This is a genomic window from Kitasatospora sp. NBC_00315, from assembly GCF_041435095.1.
GTDB lineage: Bacteria > Actinomycetota > Actinomycetes > Streptomycetales > Streptomycetaceae > Kitasatospora.
Window position 1 is genome coordinate 3,817,386 of record NZ_CP108025.1, and the last position, 23,208, is coordinate 3,840,593.

Sequence of the window (23,208 nt, forward strand, 5' to 3'; positions counted from 1 at the left end):
AGCGGTACGGATCGTGTGAAGGGCCTCCCCATCGGCGGGGACCGTCGCCTAGTCTGTGCCGCGTGAGCGGTCCGTCCCCCGGCAGATCCGTGCGCGCGGCGGCCCTCGCCCCGAACGCCGCGGACCCGTCCACGCGCACCGCGGGCACCCGGACCATCCCGGGGCCCCGGACGCGCGGGGCACGTCCCCGACTGCCCGCCGCCTCCCCGCCCGCGCCGCCGGTCCTCGCCGCTCCCCGGCGGCGTCCGGCGCTGCGCCACCCCGCGCTGTCGGCCGGGGCGGCGGTCACCGCCGGCACCGTCCTGGTCCTGGCCGGCTGTGCGGTGCTGATCGTGCACCTGGTCCGGCGCCAGACCGGCACCGCGGGCCTGTTCGTCGGCCTGGCCCTCGCCCTGCTGCCGCTGCCCTTCGTCCTCGGCGCGCTGGCCTGGCTGAACCAGACCGCCCGGGTGCCCCTGCGGCACCTGCTGTTCTGCCTCGCCTGGGGGACCAGCGCCGCGACCACGGTGGCGCTCCTCGCCAACGGCTGGGCCGGCGACTTCCTGCTCGCCCACCAGGGCCTGCGCGGCGAGACCCTGGGCGCCGACTTCGCCACCCCGCTGATCGAGGAGAGCGCCAAGGGCGCCGCCCTGCTGCTAATCCTGCTGCCGGTCCGCCGCCGGCTCCGATGTCGCACCGACCGCCCCTGCGCGGCCCTGCTCCAGCAGCGCGGCCATCGCCCCGGCCGCCCGCACGGCGCTCCGCGCCCCCGCGCGTACGCCCGCCTGCGCAGCGCGGTGAACGCCCGCCCTCGTCTGCGCCTGCGCCCCTACCTGCGCCCACTGCCGTACCTGCGGCCCCACCCGCTCACCCAGGCCCACCAGCGTGCCCGCTCACGCCCGCGCACGCTGGCCGCCGGGATGGTCCTCGGCGGCGTCACCGCCTGCGGCTTCGCCTTCACCGAGAACGCCCTGTACCTGGGCCGCGCCTTCAACGACGACCAGCAGCAGCGGCTCGACCGCATCGGTCTCGGCGGGACACCCAGCCTGCGCGACTTCGACGACACCATCCAGACCTTCGTCCTGCGCGGCCTGCTCTCCCCCTTCGCGCACCCGCTGTTCACCGCCCTCACCGGCCTCGGCCTGGCCCTCGGGCTGACCACCGGACGCCGCTGGGCCGGCCGACTGGCCGCCCCGGGCGGGCTGCTGCTGGCGATGGCCCTGCACGGCACCTGGAACGCCGCGGCCGGCCTCGGCACGCACGGCTTCCTGCTGGTGTACGGGACGCTGATGGTGCCGTGCTTCGCCGGTCTGGTCTCCTTCGCCGTGTGGGCGCGGGTGCGCACCGCCCGCCGCCCACCCGCCGGACGGGGCCGCCCGCACCCGCGCTGAACCGCACGGACCCGAACCGCGCGGACCCGAACCGCACCCGCCCCGAACCGCACGGGCCGGGCCCGCGCCGGGGCGCGGGAACCGATTTCCCATCCGGGCGGCATCCACGTAGTGTGGTGTTCACCGACGCGGGGTGGAGCAGCTCGGTAGCTCGCTGGGCTCATAACCCAGAGGTCGCAGGTTCAAATCCTGTCCCCGCTACTCAGTAGCACAGAAGGCCCGGCAGATTTCTTCTGCCGGGCCTTTCTGCTGTCTCTCGCGGATTCCACCCCGGCGCACTCGCCGATTCCGCTCGCCGATGCCGCTCGCCGTTTCCTCTCGCCGATTCCGCTCACCGATTCCGGCCCGGCTCACTCGGGCCGTCCGGACGCACCCACCCTTTCGACCGTGGAGCCCGCGACGCGGCACGGATCCGACCACGGCGGCCCTCCGGAACGCCCGCGGGAAAGCCGCCGCAATGGCCGCCGTGACCGGCCGCCGAGCGCACGGACGGACCGCCGGAGATCGCACACCGACCATGTTCCGACGCACCGCCGGCACGAACGGCGCCCGGTGGGGCGGGCCATTCATCAGTCACAGTACGAACGGGTAACGCCCTTCGGGAACCGCCCGCCGCGCCGACCGGGGCCGAGCACAATGATCGTCGGATCCGGTCACCCGATCGCGGTGACCGCCGATGTCTCTGAACGAGAAGGAAAACCCATGCTCTCCAAGCGCCTTGCGCACGCCGCCGTCACGTGCGCGGTTCTGACGGTCGGTGTCACCGCGTGCGGCGGCAGCACCACGACGGGCGCCGGCGGCGGGGCGGCGGCCGCGCCGAGCCCGAGCGCCTCCTCGCTCGCCGTCGACACCCTCGGTGCGGACGAGATCGAGAAGCAGGCCAAGGCCGCGATGACCGCGCTCGCCTCGCTCAAGGTCGACGGCACCATGACGGTCGAGGGGAAGAAGATGACCATCAGCCTCGCCGCGGACAAGAAGGGCGACTGCGCGGGCACCATCGGTCTGGGCGCCGACGGCACGATCGACCTGATCAGGACCGGCTCCCAGAGCTGGCTGAAGCCGGACGCGGCCTTCTGGAAGTCGATGGCCGCCAAGGAGGGCGCCGACGCCAAGGGCAGTGCGGCGGTGGCCGAGCTCTTCAAGGGCCGCTACATCGCCAACGCCGGGAGCGACGCGCAGGTCGAGGAACTGGCCGGGATGTGCGACCTGGTCAAGGGACTCGGCGAGGACGACGGCAGCACCGACAAGGCGGTCAAGGGCAAGGCCGGCGACGTCAACGGCGTGAAGACCATCAGCCTCGACGTGACCGACTCGGACGGCCAGGTCAACACCATCCAGGTCGCCACCGAGGGGAAGCCCTACCTGATCAAGTTGGAGCAGACCGCCGGCGCCGAGCCGGGCGAGATGGTCTTCAGCGACTTCGACAAGCCGCTGACCGTCCAGGCCCCGCCCGCCGACAACGTGATCGACTTCTCGGTGTTCCAGCAGAAGCTGAAGACCGCCTGAGATTAATCCGTTGCCCTCCCCGGGGTGCCGTGCCTATCGTGACAGCACACTGAAAGGAGGTGATCCTGGTTGAGTACCGTCAGGATGTGTGAGGTGGCTGCTCGCTAGAGCCGCCCCTGCCTGTGCAGTTGAGGTCCTGAGTGGCCTCCGGCGGCAGGCGATTCCCAAGCAGTCACCCGGCCCGTGGGCTCACCGGAACATCCCCGGTGCCCTGGTGCCAGCAGCCCGGCGCCGGGCTCTGGTACCGGGGAGCAGCCCACGGGCCGTCTGCGTGTCCGGGACCGCCACCGGCGGCGCCCCGGTGCTCGCTCCCCCGCGCGGGCCCCGCACGCCCGCACCTCGTTCGGGTACGGCCCGGTTCGCCGCCGCGCGGTTGGGTACAGTCGCCCCGACTTTCTCGGTACGGCGCAGGGGGTACGCGATGGCGGGGGCAGGGCGCGGGAGTGGTCCGGGGGGCGCGGAGCGGCTCCGAAGGGCCCGGCGGGCCGGGGCCGGATCCCTGGTGGGGGTGGGCCTGCTCGGTCTGCTGCTCGCCGCGCTCGGACGGGCGCACCCGCTGCAGGCGGTGGGCGGCGGCCTGGTGGTCGCGGGCGCGGCGGCGGTGCTCGGCGGGGGCCTCGGCTTCCTGTTCGGGGTGCCCCGGATGCAGGCCGGCGGGAGCGCGCAGCCCGGCCCGGCTGCCGTCGGCGCGCGGCAGGACGCCTCCTACCTGCCGAACACCAACCTGGAGCAGGTCTCCGACTGGCTGACCAAGGTGCTGCTCGGCGTGGGGCTGACCCAGCTCGGCTCGTTGGGCACCCGTCTGCACCAGCTCGGCGCGGCGCTGGCCCCGGCACTGGGCGGCGACCCGGGGACGGCGCCGTTCGCGGCCGCGCTGGTGCTGTACTTCCTGGTGCTGGGATTCCTCGCGGGCTGGCTGGCCACCCGGCTGCTGCTGCCCAGGGCGCTGTCGGACGCCGACCGGGCACTGGACCTCTTCCTCGCCGGCCAGGACCGCGACCGCAGGGGGGACAAGGTCGGCGCGGACGACCTGCGGATGCGCGCGATGCAGCACCTGGGTCTGCTCGGCGGCAGCACCGACCACCCGCAGACCGTTCGGGAGCAGCTGCCGCAGGCCGTCGGCGCGACACCGGAGGCGGTGGTCGCCGAGGTCCGGTCGACCGCCCGGCGGTCGGCGCTGACCGCCGAACAGGTGCGGGAGATGTTCGCCGCCGGTACGGAGGGGCGGCGGGTGCAGGCGCTGGCGCTGATGCAGGGCGATCCTGCGCTGGCGGACCTGGACAGCGTCCTGGAGGCGATCGAGCACCCCCGCTCGGCCTTCGAGCAGTACCACGCGCTGCTGGCGGCGCGCGGTCTGGCGTCCCGGCTCGCGGCCGCCGCCTGGCAGCGGATGCGGGACACCGTGTCGGCGCAGCTGGTGGCCCCCGGCGGCATCCCCTACGGGTCGGACCGGAGCTGGCTGGCGGAGAAGATCCTCGCCCGGGCGGACACGGCGCCGGCCGACGGGGCGGCGCCGCCGGCCGGCGCTCCGGCGGTGCCGCAGCAGAGCTCGCCGACCGGCTAGCCCCGCCCGGCGGGGCCGTCAGGCCGGGGCGAGGAACAGCTCCCGCAGCCGGGCCAGGCCCGCCTCGCCGAGGCCCTGGTCGGCCAGCAGGGCGGCGGGCGATCCGTACCGCGCGCGCACCGTGGCCAGGAACCCGGTGATCAGCTCGGGGCCGACCGCCTCGGTGAGCCGGACCACCCCGTTGGCGTCCTCGTACTCCTGCGGGCCGTCCAGCACGCCGAGGCCGAGGTTGGAGAGCAGGAAGTCGTCCACGATGTCCCGGTCGGCGACGCCGAGGGCGCTGAGCAGCACCGCGACCACGATGCCGGTGCGGTCGCGGCCGACCGCGCAGTGCACCAGGGCGGGCAGCGCCCCGGGGGCGACGAGCCGGGTGAACAGGGGCGGCAGGGTGGCGGCCGCGGTGTCGGTGAGCAGGCGGTAGGCCTCGTCGAGCGGCTTGCCGTAGTGGTCCTCGCCGTCCTGCGGCAGCAGCGGGTGGTGGGCGGTGACGGCGTCCAGCTCGTACAGGCGGTCCGGCCAGCGGTCGATCTCGGCCGGGTCGCGCAGGTCGACGACGGTGCGGACGCCCAGCTTCCCGAGCACCCGGGCACCCTCGGGGGTGAGGTCGGTGAGCCGGCCGGAGCGGTGCAGCAGGCCGGTGCGGACGGTGGCCCCGTCGGTGGTGGTGTGTCCGCCGACGTCCCGGACGTTGCGGACTCCGGGGACGTCCAGCAGCCGGTCGGCTCCGATCACGTGGCGGGGGTGGTCGGCGGCGGGGCCGCGGTCGGTGAGATCCATGGGGGGAACGCTAACCGCCGCCGGGCCGGGCGGCCGGTGCTTTCCCGGCGGCGGCGTGGGTGAGGATCAGGATCCGCCGGGTCCGGCCGTCGCCGGGGCGGGGAAAGGCCCGGATCTCGCTGCTGATCCGGCGCCCGCCGAGCGCGAAGCGCAGCTCGTCCAGGTGCGGGCAGCGGCGGCCGGAGCCGTCGTGCAGGGGGTAGATCCGGGTCTCGCCGCCCGGGGCGGTGACCCGGCTGAGTTCGAGCAGGCCGGCCAGCTGGCGCCGCGGGGTGAAGTGCTCGGGGTGCGCGAGCAGCAGGTAGGAGCTGAGGGTGAGGGCGAAGGCGTGGTCGGCGAAGGGGAGCCGGGGCAGCGCGGCGGCGATGTAGTCCTGCGGGTGGGCGGCGGTGTCGGCGTCGAAGAGCCGGCGGGCGCGGTCCCAGCTGCGCAGGTAGCGCTCGTGGGGCAGGTGGCGGGGTGCGGGGTAGAGGTGCGGGGCGGCCCGCATCGCTCCGGCCATGACGTCCCGTCCGGCGCGGGCCCGGGCGGTGACGGCGGGCAGCGGCGCGGCGTAGACGGGGTCGGCGGCGATGACGTGGCAGCCGAGGGCGCGGGCCTCGGCGGTGAGGCCCGCAGCCCCGCCGGGGCAGTCCAGGACGGGCCCGGGGAGGGCGGCGAGGGCGGCGCGGGTGAGACCGAAGAGCGCGCAGTACTCGTCGAGCGGACGCGAGGTCACGGGGATCTCCCCGGTGGCGGCGGCGGTGGGGCCCGGAGCGGCGAGGTCGGCCATGCGGGCCATCCGAACACGGGGCCGACCGGCCCGCATCCGGGCAGGCGGGCCGGACACGGCCGAACGGGCCCGCCCCGGGGGATCGGGCCCGTTCGGCCGGGCGGTGCGGTCAGCGGCCGAGCAGAGCGCGGATCGCCAGCCGGTTGACGTTGGTCAGTCCGCGCACCAGCACGGGGGTGAGGAGGACGAACACGAACCCGATCGCGGAGAGCGCGGCGATCTGCGCCGGCGACTGGACGAAGTACTGGTGGTGCCGGCCGTCCTTGGTGAAGTCGAAGACCTGGTAGCCGGGCCACGAGGTGTAGCGGGCGAAGACCCAGTGGTAGAGCGGATAGGCGGCGACCACCCAGCCGGTGACCAGGAAGGTCAGCGTGAGCGCGAAGCTGAGGATCGCCCAGGGGAACATCAGCACCTGATAGAGCGCGGCCCGCCAGCCGGCCGCGTCGGCGAGCCGTGCGGTGGTGCCGGCCCAGAAGCCGGGACGGGCCGGGCGGACCGGGGCCGGGGCCGTGACGTCCAGCGCGAGCAGCGTCCGGGCCCGGCCGCGCTCCAGAGCGCCGAGGCCGCGCACACCGCTCAGCAGCGCGGCCAGCACGGGCAGGCCGAGGACGGTCACCAGCGTTCCCAGGCCGAGGCAGAACAGGGTGACGGTGAGGACGAAACCGACGACGGCGACCGGCAGGCCGCTGAGGCTGAAGCCCACCTCGCGGTGGAAGGCCGCGCTGAACGGCGCCCGCCAGAAACCGGGGGACGGCTCGCCGGCGGTTCGGCTCCGGCGCGGAGCGTCGTCCCGGGTGTCGTACACGCTGCGCTGCGGAGTGCTGCTGCTCATGGCCGGCCTCGGTCCCCTCGTGGTGCCCTGCGGTTCTGCTGACTCCTCCAATGTGCCGAACCGCGGCCGCCGGGGGTATCCGGCCCGCAGGCGGACCGGGGGTGGGGATAACCCCCGGGTCAGCCGGCGGCGGCCGTCCACTCGTGCTCCAGCAGCGAGTACTGGAGGGCGTCGTGCCAGGCGCCGCGCAGGTGGAGATCGTGTCGGATCCGGCCCTCCAGCTGGAAGCCCGCCTTGGTGAGCACCCGGGAGGAGGCGGTGTTGGCGGGGTCGACCCGGGCGGCGAGGCGGTGCAGACCGAGGGCGCCGAAGCCGAAGTCGCAGAGCAGTCGGGTGATCTCGCTCGCGTAGCCCTGGCCCCAGGTGTCGCGGCGCAGCGCGTACCCGACGAACGCGGCCCGCACGCCCTCGACGCCGAGCACGGCGTTGCCGATCGGCGCGGCCTGCTCGCCGTCCTCGTGCCGGGTGACGGCGAGGCGGTAGACGGTGCGCGGCTCGGCCTGGGCCTCCTCCAGGTAGATCGCGATCTGGTCGGCGCAGGTCTCCCGGTCACGCGGTTCGAACGGGAGGTAGCGGGCGGTCTCGGTGTCGCCGAAGACCGCGTGCAGCGCGTCGACGTCGCCGGGGGTGTGCTGGAACTCGCGGATGGACAGACGCGGGCCGGTGAGCTGTACGGGGACCATGTCGGACAACGGTACAGCGGCTACCGTTCGTCACATGAACCACGATGACCTGCGGCTCGTCCCGCGGACCCGGTCCGCCGAACTGCTCGCCTGGGCGGCGGCCGAGGGCCGCGAACCGGTGGCCGAGGGCCCGCTGCGGGTGGTGCTGACGCTGCTGGAGCTCGGCGGCGCCAGGCTGCACGACGGCTGGCCGGAGCTGACCTCGGCCCTGCTGGAGCAGCTGCTGTACGAGCGGCTCCACCTGTACGTCCAGCCGGCCCCGGACGAGGACCCGCTCGCGTACGGGGCGGCGGTGCTGCTGCTGATCGAGCACCAGCGGGCCGTCAAGCGGCTGAACGCCAAGCGCCGGGAGCGGCTGCGGGCGGAGGCCGAGTGGCAGGGCGAGGTGGCGGCCGGGCTGCTGCGCCGGGCGGACCTGGTGACCTGGCCCCGGCTGTACACGCTGCTGCTGCGCGCGGACGGCGTGGACGACCGGGATCCGGCGGCGGTGCGCGCCTGGCTGGACGGCTTCCGCGAGCTGGCGCAGGAGGACCGCGCGTCGGCGTACCGGGCGCTGGAGGAGGCGGGCGTCCTGGACCGGGTGGACGGCGACGGTGGCTGGGGTCCGGCCCGGATGCTGGCGATCGGGATGGCCACCGACGGCGGGCGGCTGCTGCTGGAGGACGGGCTGACCCGGCGCAGCTACCGCAACCTGGCCGGGCTGACCGCACTCGGGCTGCCGATGCCGCCGGAGCTGGCGGGCGATCCGGCGGACTTCGAGGCGGCGGTCGTCGCGCGGGCCCTGGAGCTGCTGGGCGGCTGGACGGTGCCGGGGCTCGCCGAGCTGCTGGTCACGCAGTACCCGGACCTGGCGCCCGAACCGGGCCAGGAGGAGATCGACGCGTACCTGGCGACCCTGCCGGCCGAGGACGCGTACCCGCAGGACGGCTTCCCCCAGGACGGCCTCCCGCAGGAGCAGGACGCCGGGGAGTGAACGGCGCCCGGCCCCGGCCCCGCGCGGGGCCGGGGCCGGGACGGTCCGTCAGGGGTTGAGGCCGCGCTGCTGGAACCAGGCCTCCGGGTCGACCGGAGCGCCGCCGTCGGGGCGCACCTCGACGTGCAGGTGCGGGCCGGTGACGTTGCCGGTGGCGCCGACCTTGCCGATCTGCTGACCCGGGACGACCTTGCCCGAGGTCTTGAGGATCGAGGAGAGGTGGCAGTACCAGATCTCGGTGCCGTCGGGCAGCGTCTGGATGATCCGGTAGCCGTACGAGCCGGACCAGCCGGCCGAGGTGATGCTGCCGGAGCCGACCGCGTACACCGGGGTGCCGGTGGAGGCGGCGAAGTCGAGGCCGGTGTGCAGGTGTGCCCAGTACGAGGCGCTCTGCCCGTAGTGCGCGGACAGGTGGTAGTCGTGGACCGGCAGCTGGACGGCGTCGAGCTCGGCCCGCTCCGCGGCCGCGGCGGCCTGCTCGGCCTCGTGCTGCTGCGCGGCGCGCTTGGTCTCGGCCACCTGGGCGGCCACCACCCGGGCGCTCTCGTCGGCGGCGGTGCGCTGACTGTCGGCCTGCTGCTGGATCCGGGCGGCGAGCGCCAGTCCGGGGTCGGCCGAGAGTGCCGGCGCCTCGTCGGGCGTGCTGACGGCCGGTGCGGCGGCGGGGGTCGCGGAGGCGAAACCGGTGGCGCCGAGGGTGGCGGCCATCGCGGTGACACCGAGCAGCGGGGCCGTCCCACGGGTCTGACGGGGCATCCGGTGCCGGTTGCTGTCGGCCGACTGCGAGGCCGCGGCCCCACCGCCCGGGGAGTCCCCGTACGCACCGGCGTAGGCCGGCGGCCCGGGCTCTTCGAGCAGCTGGGTTCCGGCCGCGGAGCCGGGAGGGTATGCCGGAGAGTGCGTCGACGCCACGGAGGCGCGCTCCTTTCCTTCCTTCGCGCCTACCGGGTTAGCTGACGGGTTCGGAGCAGGAAGGTCTCCTACGGCCGGGCCTGGGCCTGGCCGATTCACCCCAAGGAACGGTGGTTCCCCGGCTCCCGGACGCACCCCGCAGGGCCCGTCGTCGGGATTAGGCGCAGGCGCACGGTGCCGTCTGGTCACGGCGTTGCCGACCGCGCTGCGTTATCAAACGTTAATCCTAGGCAGCTCTGATTCCAAGCCGTCCGAGGATGTGAGTCACCATCAGTGTGGGCGGAATGGGCGTTTTGGCATGGTTGCCTTCCGGTGCCACTACGGATCGTGAGCATGTGTCAACGAACCGCTGCCCAATTTTGAGTACACGTACTCATGTGCGCGGCATGGCGCGCGGCCATCCTGACCGCATGACCTCATCGATGCAGTCGCGCACCACGGCGGCGTACCACGTCCAGGCCGTGCTGTCCTTCGCCATCGCCGCCACCGCCCTCGCGGTCGGGATCGCCTATCTCCCGGTCGGCACGTGGACCCGGGCCTTCCTGGCGGTCGGCCTGCTGTACACCGTGACGTCCGCCTTCACGCTGGCCAAGGTGATCCGGGACCGCCAGGAGAACACCGAGATCGTCACCCGGGTCGACCAGGCCCGGCTGGAGAAGCTGCTGGCCGAGCACGACCCGTTCAAGGTCGACGGGATCTGAGCCCGGCGGGGGCGGGGCGTGCGCCGCCCGCCGCCCCTGCGGCGGCCCCCCTCCCGCCGTCGGCCCGGACCACGGCATCCCCCGCCGTCGGACGGCACGACCTCGCGAACGCCGCTTGACGGCTAAGGCTATTAGCCTTAGCTTTATGGCTATCGGCAGCACGCCGACAGCACGGCCCACAGGCCAAGGAGGCCCGCGATGTCCAGCACCGACGCACTCGCCACCCGTTACCTCGACGTCCCCGGCGGCCGGCTCGGGTACGACGACACCGGGCACGGCACCGGCACCACCGTCCTGCTGCTGCCCGGCATGCTGGTCTCCCGCAGCATCTACCGGGACCTGCGCCCGCTGCTGGCCGCGGCCGGCCACCGGGTCGTCACGATGGACCTGCGCGGCTTCGGCGACGCCTCGATCGCCTGGGACGACTACTCCCCGGCCGCGATCGCCACCGACGCCCTCGCCCTGCTCGACCACCTCGGCATCGGGCGCGCCGTGCTGGTCGGCCACTCGTACACCGGCGCCACCGTGGTCAGGGCGGCCGGGCTGGCCCCCGAGCGGGTCGCCGGGATCGCCCTGCTGAGCGCGTTCATCGAGGGCCCCCCGGCGAACGCCTTCCAGAAGGCGCTGATGAAGACCGTCGGAGCGCTCTGGCTGCGCTTCCCCAGCACCTGGGGCACCTACCAGCGCTTCGCCTTCCCCACCAAGCCCGCCGGCTTCGAGGAGCACCGGACCGGCGTGGTGGCCGCCCTGCGGACCCCCGGCCGCAAGCAGGCCACCCGGGGCCACCTCGGTGGGAACGCCGCGCCGGTCGGCTGGAGCACCGCCGTGACCTGCCCGGCGCTGGCCGTGATGGGCTCCGGGGACCCTGACTTCCCCAAGCCCGAACTGGTCGCCGACCACCAGGCCGCCGCGCTGAACGGCCGCAAGGTGATGATCGAGGGGGCCGGGCACTACCTGATGCTGGAGCGCCCGCAGACCACCGCCGACGCCCTCCTCGCCTTCCTCGGCGAGTCGGCGTAGTCCCCCGTTCGCCCCTTCCCCCACGGAGAACCCCTTGCCACGCGTCGGACTCACCCCGGAGGGCGTCGTCACGCACGCCCTCGACCTGATCGACGAGCAGGGCCCCGGGGCCCTGACCCTGGCCGCCGTCGCCGCCCGCGCCGGCGTCGCCACCCCCTCCCTCTACAAGCACGTCTCCGGCGGCCTCGCCGAGCTGCGCCGCCTGGTGGCGGTACGGATCACCGAGGAGCTCACCGCCGAGCTCGCGGCCGCGGCCGTCGGGCGCGGCGGCGACGCGGCGGTCGAGGCGGTGCTGCGCGCCTACCACGCGTACGCCACCGAGCACCCGCACCGGTACGCCTCGCTGCCGCAGGCGCCGCAGCTCGACGACGAACTGGCCGAAGCGGCGGCCGCCCTGGTCGGGGTGATCGTCGCGGTGCTGCGGGAGTACGGGCTGGAGGGCTCCGAGATCATCCACGCGGCCCGGACGGTGCGGGCGGTGGCGCACGGGTTCGCCTCGCTGTCGATCGCCGGCGCCTTCCAGCTGGCCGAGGACCCGGCGGTCACCCAGGCCCGGCTGATCGGCGTACTCACCGGCGGCCTGCAGTCCTGGCCCAGGTCCTGAACCGGCCGGGACGACGCGTCGCCCGCAGGGTCATACCAGGAGCAAACAGACGTATGGCACTAGATTGACTGATCCAACAGGTGGCCGGTGCACGCGGCCACCGAGCCCGGGGAGGTCGACGTGCGCGCACCCGAGGCGGCGGCGATACGCAGGCGCCGGAGGCCGCGCTGGGCTCGGGCCCTGACCCGGGGCCCCCTCGGCCGCTGGGCGAGCCGGCTGCTGGACGGCGACCAGGGCGCGGAGCGCGAGACCCTGCTCCTGCTGGTGACGCTGACGGCGCTGTTCGCCGCCCTGTCCGTCGCCCTGCCGGGCAGCTGGCCACCGTCCGCGCTGGTGCTTCCGCTGGTGGCGGGCTGCCTGGTGCTGCGGGCCGGCCGGCAGCTGGCGCTGGCCGCCGCCGTACTGGCCGCCAGCCTGCTCAGCGCGCTGCTGGCGAAGCCGCACGGCGTCCGGGTGGCCGTCACCGCGGTGCTGGCCGTCACCGCCGGGGCGGGGCTGCTGACCTCGCGCTTCCGCAACCGGCTCGGCCTGCGCGGGCTGCGCGGCGACTCGATGCTGCTGGAGCTCTCCGAACACACCCACGCCCTGGGCCGGCTCCCGGACACGCTGCTGGACTGGCACTTCGACCGGGCGCTCGCCCCCGTCGGCGGCAGCTCCTTCTCCGGGGACTTCCTGCTCTGCGTCCACCAGCCCGAGCGGGATCTCCTGGAGGTCGTCCTGGTGGACGTCTCCGGCAAGGGCAGCCGGGCAGCAGCCCGCTCGATGCACCTGTCCGGTGCCTTCGCGATGCTGCTCGGCTCGGTACCGCCGGAGTCCTTCCTGCCCGCCGCCAACGACCACCTGGTCGGGCTCGGCTGGGACGACGACTTCGCCACCGCCGTCCACCTGGCCCTTCGCCCGACCAGCGGCGAATACCGGCTCTTCAACGCCGGCCATCCGCCGGCCGCCCACTACTGCCCGGCCCGCGGCGGCAGCTGGCTGCTCGGCGAGGACGGTGGGCCCGCGCTGGGCCTGCTGGCCGGCAGCCCCTACCCGGCGGCGCACGGGCGCCTCGCCCGGGGCGACTCGATGCTGCTCTACAGCGACGGGCTGGTGGAGGTGCCCGGCCAGGACATCGACACCGGGATCGGCCGCCTGCTCGCCGCCGCCGAACCGGCGCTGCGCCTGCCCCGGCCCGACGGCAGGACGGCCGGAGCACTGCTGCGGGCGGTGGCGCAGGACGTGGCCGACGACCGGACACTGGTCCTGGTCAGGCGTCTTGGCCGCCCTTTCCCGGGCTGAGCAAATAGGATTCAAGAATTACGTATGCCTGGGACACGCAGCCGCACGGGAACAGTCGAACGGAAACGGAAAGGCCGGGTAGCGCGATGGACCTGACCTCGCCGTGGTTCCCCTCCTCCGAGAACGAGAGCCGGACGCCGACCGGCGTCCCGGGGACCCGCAGTGCCATGCGCTGCGTGCGGCTGCTGCTGCGCGCCACCAGCGCCGCCGAACTGCTCGCCACCGTGCTCGCCGAGGGGCCGGCCTGGATCACCGGCGAGGGATGCGCGGTCTACCTGCTCGACCCGGCCGGCATGCTCCGGCTGACCGCCTCGCAGGGCCTGCCGGACTGGGCCCACGAGCGCTACAGCGCCGTCGACCCGGCGAGCGAGCTGCCCGCCGCGATGGCGCTGCGGCTGCGCCGCCCGTATCTGCTGAGCCCCGAACGCACCAGCGTCGACTACCCCAACCGCAACGCCGGCATGGGCACCGGCCTGGTCGCCCTGGTGACGCTGCCGATGGTCGTGGACGACCGGCCGATCGGCGTCCTCGCGCTGACGCTCGCCCACAGGGGCACCGTCCCGCGCCGCGACCTGGACGTGCTGGAGACGATCGGCGAGGCCTTCGCCCACCGCCTCTCCCACCTGCTCGACCACGTGCACGCGACCACCGGAGCCGCTGCCGGGGTCCGCGTCCACAACGCCGCCGCCGGGACCCGCGCGGCGCTGGCCCATCCGCTGCTCTCGCTCGCCGTCCGCTCCGCCGGGGCCGGCGCCTTCGAACGCGATCTGGTGACCGGCGAGACCTTCTGGGACGCCCAGGCCCACCGGGTCGTCGGCCTGCCCCCGCCGCCCGAGGGCGAGCACGCCGAGGCGCCCGACCTCGGCCGGATCGTGCACCCCGAGGACCTGCCCGACGTCCAGGCCGGCCTCGCCGAGGCGCTCACCGTGGGCGGCCCGTACGAGCTGGTCTACCGGGTGCTGCGCCGGGGCGGCGGGGTGATCGGGATCCGCGAGCTGGGCGAGGTGATGCTGGACATCCACCACCGGCCGGTCCGGATCGCCGGCCTGCTCACCGACCGGGACCGCACCGGCGCGGCCGAGGAGCGGCGCACCCCGCCGACCGGAACCGACGCCCCCGCCGCCGGCGCCCGCGCCGCGCTGCTGCTCGCGCTGACCCGCACGCTCTCGCGCGCGATCACCGTCCGGGACGTCGTCACCAGCGTCACCGACGTGGCCGGCCCCGCCCTCGGCGCCACCGGCATCGTGCTCGACCTGGTCGACGAGGGCCGGCTGCTGCCGGTCTCGCACACCGTCTACGGCGGCCCGCGCCGCTCCGAGCTGAACCGGCTGGCCGACCTCTCCGAGGGCATCATGCAGCACGCGCTGGCCCGGTCCGCCCCGCTGTTCAGCGAGCCAGGGCGCACCGTCGGCGGGAAGGACGGCGGCGGACCGCTGACCCCGCCGGCCTGGGCCGTACTGCCGCTGATCGCCTCGGGCCGCCAGGTCGGCTCCTGCCTGATCACCTTCGCCACCGAACGCGCGTTCAGCCGCGAGGACCGCACCCTCTACTCCGCCTTCGCCGGCATCCTCGCGCAGTCCCTGGAGCGGGCCCGGCTGTACGACACCCACCACCACCGGGCCACCGAGCTGCAGCGCGCCATGCTGCCCCGCACCCTGCCCGAGATACCCGGCGTCAGCGCCGCCGCCCGCTACCTGCCCAGCACCGAGGGCATGCAGATCGGCGGCGACTGGTACGACCTGATCAGGCTGCCGGACGGCAAGGTGGGCCTGGTCATCGGCGACGTCCAGGGCCACAACGCCGAGGCCACCGCCGTGATGGGCCAGCTGCGCAGCGGGCTGCGCGCGTACGCCACCGACGGGCACGACCCGGCGGCCACCCTCGCGAGGACCAGCAGGCTGCTCTCCGAACTGGACACCGAGCTGTTCGCCACCTGCCTCTACCTCACCCTCGACCCGGCCGACGGCACGCTGCTCGCCGCCCGCGCCGGACACCCGCCGCCGGTGCGGATCACGGACGCCGGCGCCACCGAGATCGACCTGCCCGGCGGGCCGCCGCTCGGCGTGGACCCGGGCGCACCGTACCCGCTGACGGTGGACCGCCTGGAGCCCGGCGAGTCGCTGCTCGTCTACACCGACGGCCTGGTCGAGGACCGCGAGGAGGACTACGACGAGTCGGTGCAGCGGATGCTCGGCGGCCTGGAGCTGTGGGTGCGCCGCACCGGCGGGGCGGGCGCCGGCCTGGAACGGCTCGCCGACCTGCTCACCCTGAACGTCACCGAGCACCGCTCGCGCCCCGACGACGTGGCCCTGCTCCTGTTGCACCGCCTCGCCCCGCCGGCCGGCTGACACCGCGTACGCCCGCGCACCACGGCACATCCGCCCGCGCGGCCGCCCCCGTTCGCGCCCTCGGGCGTGGCAGCGGCCGCCCCGGCCCGGCTAGCCTCGGCCCGCCGGGCGGCCGAACGCCCGGACCAGCACGGACGGGGGCACCCATGGCGGACGGATCGGACCCGAAGGGCCCGGCGGCGGGCGGCGTCCGGGAGGGCTCCGGCGAGGCCGGCTTCCGGGTCCGGCCGGGCGAACTGGAGGGGGCCGCTGAGAGCGCCCGCCGGACGGCGGAGCTCGTGCCGGGCGGGGTCGGCGGCCTGCTGGCGGCGTCCGACCGGGCCGAGCGGGCGTTGTCCGGCTGGGCGGCCGGCCGCGAACTCGCCGCCTGCACCGACGCCTGGCGCGCCCGGCTGGACGCGCTCGCCGCCGAGCTGGACCGGCAGGGCGGCAACCTGTGCGCCAGCGCCGGCAACTACCGCGCCTGCGAGGAGAGCGCCGCCCGGGGCCCGTCCCGCGTTCTCGCGCACCACTGACCACCGGGGCCGGCCCGAGCGGCCGTACCGGTCGCCCGCGCCGTACCGGTCGCCCGCGCCGAACCACCACCCGTACCGAACCACCGCCGTCGCCGAACCACCGAAGGCCCACCGATCATGGACATCCGCACCCTGCGGGACGCGCAGCCCGCGGAGCTGCACAGCGCCGCCGACGCCTACGACCGGCTCGCCGAGGAGTTCGCCCGACACGCCCGGGCCTGGGAGGACGGCGTGCGGGACCGGGTCCGGGGATCGGCCTGGGCGGGCGGCGCCGCCGACCGCGCCGAGGAGTCGCTGACCGGCACCGGCCGCCGGTTGACCGCCGCCCGGCTCGAACTCACCCGGGCCGGCGACGTCCTGCGCGAGGGCGCCGAGGCCTTCCTGCTCGCCCAGTCACAGCTGCGGCAGGCACTGGCCGAGGCCGAGGCCCGCGGCTGCCCGATCGGGGAGGACGGCGGCCCCGCCCTGCCGTTCGTACCGGAGCAGGACCGGCACGACCCGGACGCGCGGCTCGTCACGGCGGCCGTCGGCGACCTGCGACGCCGGATCACCGGTGCCCTCGCCGACGCCGCGTACGCCGACCGGGTGACCGCCGACCGGCTGCGCGCGCTCGCCGGTGAGGCCGACTCGGGTGCGGGTCTCGATCTCGCCCTCGCCACCGCCGCCCGGGAGCGGGCCGCCACCGCCGCCCTCACCGGCACCGCCCCGGACCTGCTCGCCCGGGGCCTGCCCGCCCCGCACGCGCAGCCGGCCGAGGTCGCCGCCTGGTGGCACGGCCTCACCGGGGTCGAGCAGCAGCGGCTGCTCGACCGCCACCCCGCGCTGCTCGGCAACCGCGACGGCCTGCCCGCCGCCGTCCGCGACCGGGCCAACCGGCTGATGCTGCCCACCCTGATCGAGCGGCTGGAGCACCGGCCGCGGCTCACCCCCGCCGACCGGAACCTGCTGGAGGGCTTCCGCCGGATCCGGGCCCGGCTGCTGGACGAGGACGCCGGCGGCCCGCCGCACGTCCTGCTGCTGGCCCTCGGGAGCGAGGGCCAGGGCCGGGCCGCCCTCTCCTTCGGGGATCCGGACACCGCCGACGACGTGGTGGTCTACGTGCCGGGCCTCGGCACCCGGGTCGGCGACGTCGGCGGCAAGGACGGCTCCCGGGCCAGGTGCCTGTGGGCCGAGGCCCGGGCGGCGGACCCGGCCCGCAGCACCGCCTCGATCGCCTGGCTCGGCTACGACGCCCCGCAGGTCGGCCCGGACGGCCTCGCGGTGGCGGGCACCGAGCGAGCCGCGCGGGGCGGCGCCGGGTACCAGGGCTTCCTGCGGGGGCTGCGGGCCTCCCGGGAGGGCGCCCCGGCCCACCTCACCGCACTCGGCCACAGCTACGGGTCGCTGACCGTCGGTCAGGCCGCCCAGCGGCCCGGCGGCATCCCGGCCGACGAGATCGTGCTGGTGGGCAGCCCGGGCACCGGGGCCCGAACGGCCGCGCAACTGCGGGTCGGGGCGGGACACGTGTGGGTGGGCGCGGCCGAGCACGACCCGGTGACCCGGCTGCCCGGGCGCCCGGAGCTGGAGCGCGCGGCGGTGGGGGCGGCCCTCGGCCCGGTGCCGGGCGCGGTGGCCGCGCTGGCCGGCTCCGGGCACGACCCGGACGAGCTGTGGTTCGGCCGGGATCCGGCGAGCCGGGAGTTCGGCGCCCGGCGCTTCGCGGTGGCGGACGGCCGGTGGCAGCAGGCCCACTCCGACTACTGGGCGCTCGATCACGAGGGCCGCAGCAGCAGTTCGCTGTCCGCCATGGGCCGGATCGTCGCCGGGCACGGGGAGCAGCTGGAGCCGCAGGCGCCGCGCTGAGCCGGCAGCGGCCGGGCGGGCGGTCACGGCAGGCGGGCGGTCACGGCAGACAGGCACGCAGGCCCGGCGGGTTACGGCGGGCGGGGGCGTACGGCGGGTTACGGCGGGCGGCGGCGGCGTACGGCGAGGGTCCGGGCGTCCGGGTTCGGTGGATTTGGCAGGATCAGGTCACCCTGACTCTGGATCCGTTCACATCATCTTAGGATCGCCGTCCTAGAATTCGCCGCGTGACGATGACTCAGTGGTGCGCAACCGCGACCGGCGTACTCGCCGTCCTTTCGCTGGTGGCGGTAGCGCGGTACCGCGCGGTCGCCCGCACCCAGCGTCGTCGGCTCGCCTCCCAGCAGCGCCAACTGGACTCGCTGCGCGAGCAGCTGGACGTCGAACTGGCCCACCGTCGTGTCGAGGACGCCGCCGTCCAGCAGGAGCAGGACCTCAACGCCTCCACCCAGCGGGCCTTCCTCAGCGTGGCCCGCAGGATCCTGGTGATGGCCCACGACCAGCAGGCCCTGCTGGACGAGATGGAGCGCACCCACCACGACCCCCGCCTGCTCGACGGACTGCTCAAGGCGGATCACGCCGCCGCCCAACAGGCGCGACTGGCCCAGACGCTGGCCGTCCTCTGCGGTGCCAGGGCCGGCCGGCACTGGCCCGAGCCGGTCTCGCTGGAGGACGTGGTGCGGGGCGCCCAGTCCCGGATCCTGCCGTTCCAGCGGGTGGTCGTCCGCAGCCGGCTGGAGACCGCGGTGATCGGCGCGGCCGCCGAGGCGCTGATCCACGCCGTCGCCGAGCTGCTCGACAACGCCACCCGCTACTCCCCTCCCAGTACCCGGGTGTTCGTCACGCTGATGCCCGTTCACAACGGCGCCGTCATCGAGATCGACGACGGTGGGGTCGGCATGCCGGAGCAGGCCATCGAGAAGGCCTCCTCGGTGCTCGCCGGCGGCACCACCCTGGAGGTGTCCCGGCTCGGCGAGGTGCCCCAGCTGGGGCTGGCCGCGGTCGGCCGGCTGGCCCAGCAGTACGGCTTCCGGGTCACCCTCAGCTCGGCGCCCTCACCGTACGGCGGCGTACGGGTCGTGGTGCTGCTGCCGAACACGCTGCTGACCGAACCGCTGCCGCCGACCGTGCCGACTCTCACGGAGCCGGTCGGGCCCGATCGGCACGGCGGCAGGCCCCGCTCGCAGCAGAGCGCTCCCGGGCAGCTCCCGGCCGCCCTCGGCGAGGAGGCCGCCCCGGAGCCCGAGTACCCCTCGGGCGGCGGTGGCACCCCGCCGCCGCTGCCCCGCCGCAGCCACCGGCGCGACCGCACCGCCAGGGATCCCCGGCCCGTCGCCCCCGCGCCGGTGCCACCCCGCTCGGCCCGGGAGGCACAGACCTTCATGTCGCTCTTCCAGGCCGGCACCGCCGACGGCCGCTCGGCCGCCCGTGGCCCGGCGCAGCCGGGCTCCACGCCCCTCCCACCGCCGCACTCACCGCCGGCGGGCCCCCGCCCTCAGCGCTCCGGAGAACCCGATGACCACCCATTCTGACCTCGGCTGGCTGCTCGCCGACATCGTCACCGTCCCCGAGGTCCAGCACGCCGTCGTGGTGTCCAACGACGGTCTGGAGATCGGGCGCAGCCGCGCGATCGAACGCGACGACGCCGAACGGCTGGCCGCCGCCTGCTCCGGCCTGCAGTCCCTGGCCAGAGGCGTCGCCCAGGGTTTCGGCGGACCGCGGAGCGCCACCCGGCAGATCATCGTCGAGTACGGGGGCGGCTACCTGTTCATCGTCGCGGCGGGGGCCGGCGCGCACCTGGCCGTGGTGACCGGCGAGGCCGTCGACGCCGGCCTGGTCGCGTTCCAGATGCAGGTGCTGGTCGAACGGATCGGCGCCCACCTCACCAGCCCGCCCCGTGCGGAAGCCGCGGGGGCACAGCGGTGAGCGGCCCGGTACGGCCCTATGTGATCACCGGCGGCCGCAGCCGGCCGAGTCGCGAGACCCTGGCCCTGGAAAGCCTGCTGTGCGCCTCGCCCCACTTCTCCGAACCGCCCGCCGAAACGCTCAACCGCGAACACCGCAGGATCCTGGCCCTCTGCCGGAACCTGCTCTCGGTCGCCGAGGTCGCCGCCCACCTGGGCCTGCCGCTGGGCGTGGTCAAGGTGCTCGTCGGCGACCTCTGGGACCTCGGCGCCGTCCAGGTCCTCCCGCCCGCCCCGCAGGCCGAACGCCTGCCCGCAACCCTCTTGGAAGAGGTGCTCGTTGGCCTCCGCCAGCTCCGCTGAGCTGTCCCACGCCGAGCCGGACTACCTGCCGCCGTCCGTCCAGGGCGCGGTGAAGATCCTGGTCACCGGCCCGTTCGGGGTGGGCAAGACCACCCTGGTCGGCTCGCTCAGCGAGATCACCCCACTGCGTACCGAGGAGACCATGACCGCCGCCGGCGCCGACGTGGACGACCTCACCGGCCGCACCGGCAAGACCACCACCACGGTCGCGCTGGACTTCGGCCGGATCACCCTCAACCCCCGGCTCGCCCTCTACCTCTTCGGCACCCCGGGCCAGGAGCGCTTCCAGCCGCTCTGGGACGACCTGACGCGCGGCGCGCTCGGCGCCGTGGCGCTGGTGGACCTGCGCCGGGTGGACGAGAGCTTCGAGATCCTCGGCCGGCTGGAGGAACAGCGGATCCCGTTCGCCGTCGCGGTCAACGTCTTCCCCGACAGCCCGAGCTACCCGGAGGAGGAGCTGCGCAGCGCGCTCGACCTGCTGCCCGAGGTGCCCATCCTGCACTGCGACGTCCGCGACCGCACGGCCGCCTACGACCTGCTGATCGACTTCGTCGGCCACCTCCACGCCACCGCCGTACTGGAGCTCCAGCCATGACCACACCTGAGCCGGGCACCCTGCCGCACGCCGCCGCCCCGCCGCCCGGGTGCCCCGCGCACGCGGGCGGCCGGGCCGGGGAGGCCCCCGCCGCGGGGCGCGGAGCCGCGCTCTACGGCCCCGCCGTCTCCGAGGACCCGCACGGCCTCTACGCCCGGCTGCGCGAGCAGTACGGCGCCGTCGCACCGATCGAGCTGGAGCCCGGTGTCGAGGCCTGGCTGGTGCTCGGCTACCCCGAGCTGCTCGAACTCACCCGCAACGAGCAGTTGTTCTCCAAGGACTCCCGCCGCTGGCGGGTCCCGGCGGAGGGCCGGCTGCGCCCCGACTCGCGGGTCCAGCCGATGACCGCCTGGCGGCCCACCCTGCTCAACCTGGACGGCGCCGAGCACCAGCGGCTGCGGGCCGCGGTCGCCGACACCCTCGCCCAGATCGACCACGGCCGGCTGCGCGAGATCACCGAGGCCGCCGCCGACGCGCTGATCGACGGCTGGGGGCCGGACGGCACGGCCGACCTGATCGCGCAGTACGCGCGACGGCTGCCGCTGCTGGTCTTCACCCAGCTGCTCGGCCTGCCCGCGGAGGCCGGTCCCCGGCTGATCGAGCTGATCAGCCACTTCGTGGACAGCAGTGAGAATTCCGTCCGGGCCAACGCCGAGTTCCAGGCCACGCTGGCCGACCTGGTCCGCAGCCGGCGGGCCGAGCCCGGCGCCGACCTCACCTCCTGGCTGCTCGCCCACCCGGCGCGGCTGACCGACGAGGAGGCGCTGCACCACCTGGTGGTGATCCTGGTGGCCGGCAACGAGACCACCATCAACTGGACCGGCAACACCCTGCGGCTGCTGCTGACCGACCGCCGGTTCCGGGCCACCCTGAGCGGCGGGCGCCTCACCGTCGCCGACGCGCTGGAGGAGGTGCTCTGGCGCGACCCGCCGACGCAGAACTTCCCCGGCCGCTGGGCCACCGACGACACCGTGCTGGGCGGTCAGTACATCAGCGCCGGCGACATGCTGGTGCTGGGCCTGGCCGCCGCCAACGCCGACCCGGCGGCCCAGGGGCCGCTGACGCCGGCGCCGGCCCACGCCGCCCCGAGCGTGCGGGACGGCACCGGGACGACCGGCAACCGCGCCCACCTCGCCTGGGGCGCCGGCCGGCACGTCTGCCCGGCGCAGCACCCGGCCCGGCTGATCGTCGAGACCGCCGTCGAGACCCTGTTGCACCGGCTGCCGGATCTCCAACTCGCCGTCCCGGCGGGTGAGCTGTCCTGGCGTCCGTCGCCGTGGTCCCGGGCGCTGGTCAGCCTGCCGGTGCTCTACAGCGCCTTCACCCCGCCCCGCCCCGCCGCCACCGAGAGGCCCGTATGGACACCGCCGCCGCACAGCACTCCGGGGGGCTCGCCCCCGTCACCCTCGACCCCTTCGGACGCGACCAGCACGCCGAGAACGCCCGGCTCCGCGACGCCGGCCCGGCGGTCCTGGTGGAACTCCCTGGCGGGGTGGTGGTCTGGGCGATAACCCGGCACGACACCCTGCAGCAGCTGCTCGCCGACCCCCGGGTCGGCAAGAACCCCCGGAACTGGACCACCTTCACCGAGGGCCGGCTGCCCGAGGGCTGGCCGCTGCTCAACTTCGTCACCGTCCCGGGCATGGTGACCGCCGACGGGGAGGAGCACCGACGGCTGCGCGGCCTGGTCACCCAGGCGTTCACCCCCCGCCGGATCGCCGAACTGCAGCCGGCCGTCGAGGCCCGCACCGAGGCGCTGCTGGACGGCCTGGCCGCCCTGGAGGGCGACTTCGACCTCCGCGAGCACTTCGCCTACCCGCTGCCGATGCAGGTGATCGGCGCCCTGCTCGGCCTGCCGCCCAAGCAGCAGGACGACCTGCACGAGCTCTCCGACACCCTGGTCAGCAGCTCCGCCACGCCGCAGGCCGCGGTCGCGGCCCAGCGCGGCCTGTTCGCGCTGCTGGCCTCGGTGGTCGCCGCCAAGCGGGCGGAGCCCGGTGACGACCTGACCACCGACCTGATCGCCGCCCGGGCGGCCGACGACCGGCTCACCGAGGAGGAGCTGGTCGGCACCCTGCTGCTGATGCTGGTCGCCGGGCACGAGACCACGCTCAACCTGATCACCAACGCCGTCCGGGCGCTGCTCGCCCACCCGGAGCAGCTGCGCCTGGTGCTGGACGGCGAGCAGCCCTGGTCGGCGGTCGTCGAGGAGACGCTGCGCTTCGACTCCCCGGTCGGCCAGTTCCCGCTGCGGTACGCGATCGAGGACATCGAAGTCGGTGACGTGCTGATCAGGCGGGGCGAGGCCCTGCTCGCCTCGTACGCCTCCGCCGGGCGCGACGAGCGGCACCACGAGAACGCCGACGCCTTCGACATCACCCGGCACGGCTCGCGGCACCTCTCGCTGGGCCACGGCCCGCACTTCTGCCTGGGCGCGGGCCTGGCCCGGCTGGAGGCGGAGACCGCCCTGCGCGGGCTGTTCGGCCGGTTCCCGGCGCTGGCCGCCGCCGACGGCCCGGCGCCGGAGCCGATCGGCTCCTTCATCAGCAACAGCGTGCGCACGCTGAAGGTACGGGTGGGCTGAGCCGGAGGCGTCCCGGCGCCGGCCGGCGGGCGGCACGCCGGACGGCACGGCGGTGACCGGCG

Annotated in this window: 22 protein-coding genes, 1 tRNA gene and 1 riboswitch; of the genes, 18 read left to right on the forward strand and 5 right to left on the reverse strand. The window is 75.2% G+C overall.

Annotated elements, in window-relative coordinates; all coding sequences use genetic code 11:
• Window positions 1–62: 62 nt before the first annotated feature.
• The 4 genes from OG823_RS15475 (at window position 63) to OG823_RS15490 (ending at window position 4,440) form a co-directional block, all read left to right on the forward strand.
• Window positions 63–1,370, forward strand: a complete 1,308-nt coding sequence (locus tag OG823_RS15475) for a PrsW family intramembrane metalloprotease (protein ID WP_371480124.1) — start codon at window positions 63–65, stop codon at window positions 1,368–1,370.
• A 127-nt stretch (window positions 1,371–1,497) separates the two neighbouring features.
• Window positions 1,498–1,571 (forward strand) — tRNA-Met (locus tag OG823_RS15480).
• 501 nt (window positions 1,572–2,072) lie between these two features.
• Window positions 2,073–2,876 (forward strand): hypothetical protein, encoded by an 804-nt coding sequence (locus OG823_RS15485; RefSeq protein WP_371480125.1) that lies wholly within the window; start codon window positions 2,073–2,075, stop codon window positions 2,874–2,876.
• Window positions 2,877–3,378: 502 nt separating this feature from the next.
• Window positions 3,379–4,440 carry a hypothetical protein gene (locus tag OG823_RS15490; protein WP_371480126.1) on the forward strand — a complete coding sequence of 354 codons (1,062 nt, stop codon included), beginning with the start codon at window positions 3,379–3,381 and terminating at the stop codon, window positions 4,438–4,440.
• An 18-nt stretch (window positions 4,441–4,458) separates the two neighbouring features.
• Here the strand turns inward: OG823_RS15490 and OG823_RS15495 are convergent, their stop codons facing one another.
• The 4 genes from OG823_RS15495 to OG823_RS15510 form a co-directional block, all read right to left on the reverse strand.
• Complete coding sequence (locus OG823_RS15495; RefSeq protein WP_371480127.1) at window positions 4,459–5,217, reverse strand: tyrosine-protein phosphatase; 759 nt, start codon at window positions 5,215–5,217, stop codon at window positions 4,459–4,461.
• Between the two features lie 10 nt (window positions 5,218–5,227).
• On the reverse strand, window positions 5,228–5,989 hold the full coding sequence (locus OG823_RS15500) for a class I SAM-dependent methyltransferase (RefSeq protein ID WP_371480128.1): 762 nt from the start codon (window positions 5,987–5,989) through the stop codon (window positions 5,228–5,230).
• 109 nt (window positions 5,990–6,098) lie between these two features.
• Entirely contained in the window at window positions 6,099–6,821 is a 723-nt protein-coding gene (locus tag OG823_RS15505) for a sensor domain-containing protein (protein WP_371480129.1), read from the reverse strand.
• Window positions 6,822–6,940: 119 nt separating this feature from the next.
• Entirely contained in the window at window positions 6,941–7,504 is a 564-nt protein-coding gene (locus tag OG823_RS15510; protein WP_371480130.1) for a GNAT family N-acetyltransferase, read from the reverse strand.
• 34 nt (window positions 7,505–7,538) lie between these two features.
• Between OG823_RS15510 and OG823_RS15515 the strand changes: the two genes are divergently transcribed.
• Entirely contained in the window at window positions 7,539–8,477 is a 939-nt protein-coding gene (locus tag OG823_RS15515) for a hypothetical protein (RefSeq protein ID WP_371480131.1), read from the forward strand.
• Between the two features lie 48 nt (window positions 8,478–8,525).
• Here the strand turns inward: OG823_RS15515 and OG823_RS15520 are convergent, their stop codons facing one another.
• On the reverse strand, window positions 8,526–9,233 hold the full coding sequence (locus OG823_RS15520) for a M23 family metallopeptidase (RefSeq protein WP_371480132.1): 708 nt from the start codon (window positions 9,231–9,233) through the stop codon (window positions 8,526–8,528).
• A 168-nt stretch (window positions 9,234–9,401) separates the two neighbouring features.
• Window positions 9,402–9,563, reverse strand: a riboswitch (cyclic di-AMP (ydaO/yuaA leader).
• Between the two features lie 236 nt (window positions 9,564–9,799).
• Between OG823_RS15520 and OG823_RS15525 the strand changes: the two genes are divergently transcribed.
• The 13 genes from OG823_RS15525 (at window position 9,800) to OG823_RS15585 (ending at window position 23,146) form a co-directional block, all read left to right on the forward strand.
• Complete coding sequence (locus tag OG823_RS15525) at window positions 9,800–10,090, forward strand: YiaA/YiaB family inner membrane protein (protein ID WP_371480133.1); 291 nt, start codon at window positions 9,800–9,802, stop codon at window positions 10,088–10,090.
• A gap of 198 nt (window positions 10,091–10,288) precedes the next feature.
• The gene (locus tag OG823_RS15530) at window positions 10,289–11,110 is read left to right on the forward strand and encodes an alpha/beta fold hydrolase (RefSeq protein WP_371480134.1); all 822 of its coding nucleotides are present in this window, start codon (window positions 10,289–10,291) and stop codon (window positions 11,108–11,110) included.
• Between the two features lie 34 nt (window positions 11,111–11,144).
• Window positions 11,145–11,714, forward strand: coding sequence for a TetR-like C-terminal domain-containing protein (locus tag OG823_RS15535; protein ID WP_371480136.1), 570 nt, complete (start codon window positions 11,145–11,147; stop codon window positions 11,712–11,714).
• A gap of 120 nt (window positions 11,715–11,834) precedes the next feature.
• Complete coding sequence (locus OG823_RS15540; protein WP_371480137.1) at window positions 11,835–12,995, forward strand: PP2C family protein-serine/threonine phosphatase; 1,161 nt, start codon at window positions 11,835–11,837, stop codon at window positions 12,993–12,995.
• An 86-nt stretch (window positions 12,996–13,081) separates the two neighbouring features.
• Window positions 13,082–15,343, forward strand: coding sequence for a SpoIIE family protein phosphatase (locus OG823_RS15545; protein WP_371480138.1), 2,262 nt, complete (start codon window positions 13,082–13,084; stop codon window positions 15,341–15,343).
• 146 nt (window positions 15,344–15,489) lie between these two features.
• Window positions 15,490–15,858: a hypothetical protein gene (locus OG823_RS15550; protein ID WP_371480139.1), complete on the forward strand. Its 369-nt coding sequence runs from the start codon at window positions 15,490–15,492 to the stop codon at window positions 15,856–15,858.
• Window positions 15,859–15,975: 117 nt separating this feature from the next.
• Window positions 15,976–17,700 carry an alpha/beta hydrolase gene (locus OG823_RS15555; RefSeq protein ID WP_371480140.1) on the forward strand — a complete coding sequence of 575 codons (1,725 nt, stop codon included), beginning with the start codon at window positions 15,976–15,978 and terminating at the stop codon, window positions 17,698–17,700.
• A gap of 233 nt (window positions 17,701–17,933) precedes the next feature.
• The gene (locus OG823_RS15560) at window positions 17,934–19,232 is read left to right on the forward strand and encodes an ATP-binding protein (protein ID WP_371484496.1); all 1,299 of its coding nucleotides are present in this window, start codon (window positions 17,934–17,936) and stop codon (window positions 19,230–19,232) included.
• A complete protein-coding gene (locus OG823_RS15565) occupies window positions 19,216–19,626 on the forward strand; it encodes a roadblock/LC7 domain-containing protein (RefSeq protein WP_371480141.1) in 411 nt (136 codons plus the stop codon). The genes OG823_RS15560 and OG823_RS15565 overlap by 17 nt, the downstream gene beginning before the upstream one ends.
• A complete protein-coding gene (locus tag OG823_RS15570) occupies window positions 19,623–19,967 on the forward strand; it encodes a DUF742 domain-containing protein (RefSeq protein ID WP_371480143.1) in 345 nt (114 codons plus the stop codon). The genes OG823_RS15565 and OG823_RS15570 overlap by 4 nt, the downstream gene beginning before the upstream one ends.
• Entirely contained in the window at window positions 19,945–20,562 is a 618-nt protein-coding gene (locus OG823_RS15575) for an ATP/GTP-binding protein (protein WP_371480144.1), read from the forward strand. The genes OG823_RS15570 and OG823_RS15575 overlap by 23 nt, the downstream gene beginning before the upstream one ends.
• Window positions 20,559–22,073, forward strand: coding sequence for a cytochrome P450 (locus tag OG823_RS15580; protein ID WP_371480145.1), 1,515 nt, complete (start codon window positions 20,559–20,561; stop codon window positions 22,071–22,073). The genes OG823_RS15575 and OG823_RS15580 overlap by 4 nt, the downstream gene beginning before the upstream one ends.
• A complete protein-coding gene (locus OG823_RS15585) occupies window positions 22,037–23,146 on the forward strand; it encodes a cytochrome P450 (protein WP_371480146.1) in 1,110 nt (369 codons plus the stop codon). Before OG823_RS15580 ends, OG823_RS15585 begins: the two co-directional genes overlap by 37 nt.
• Window positions 23,147–23,208: the final 62 nt, after the last annotated feature.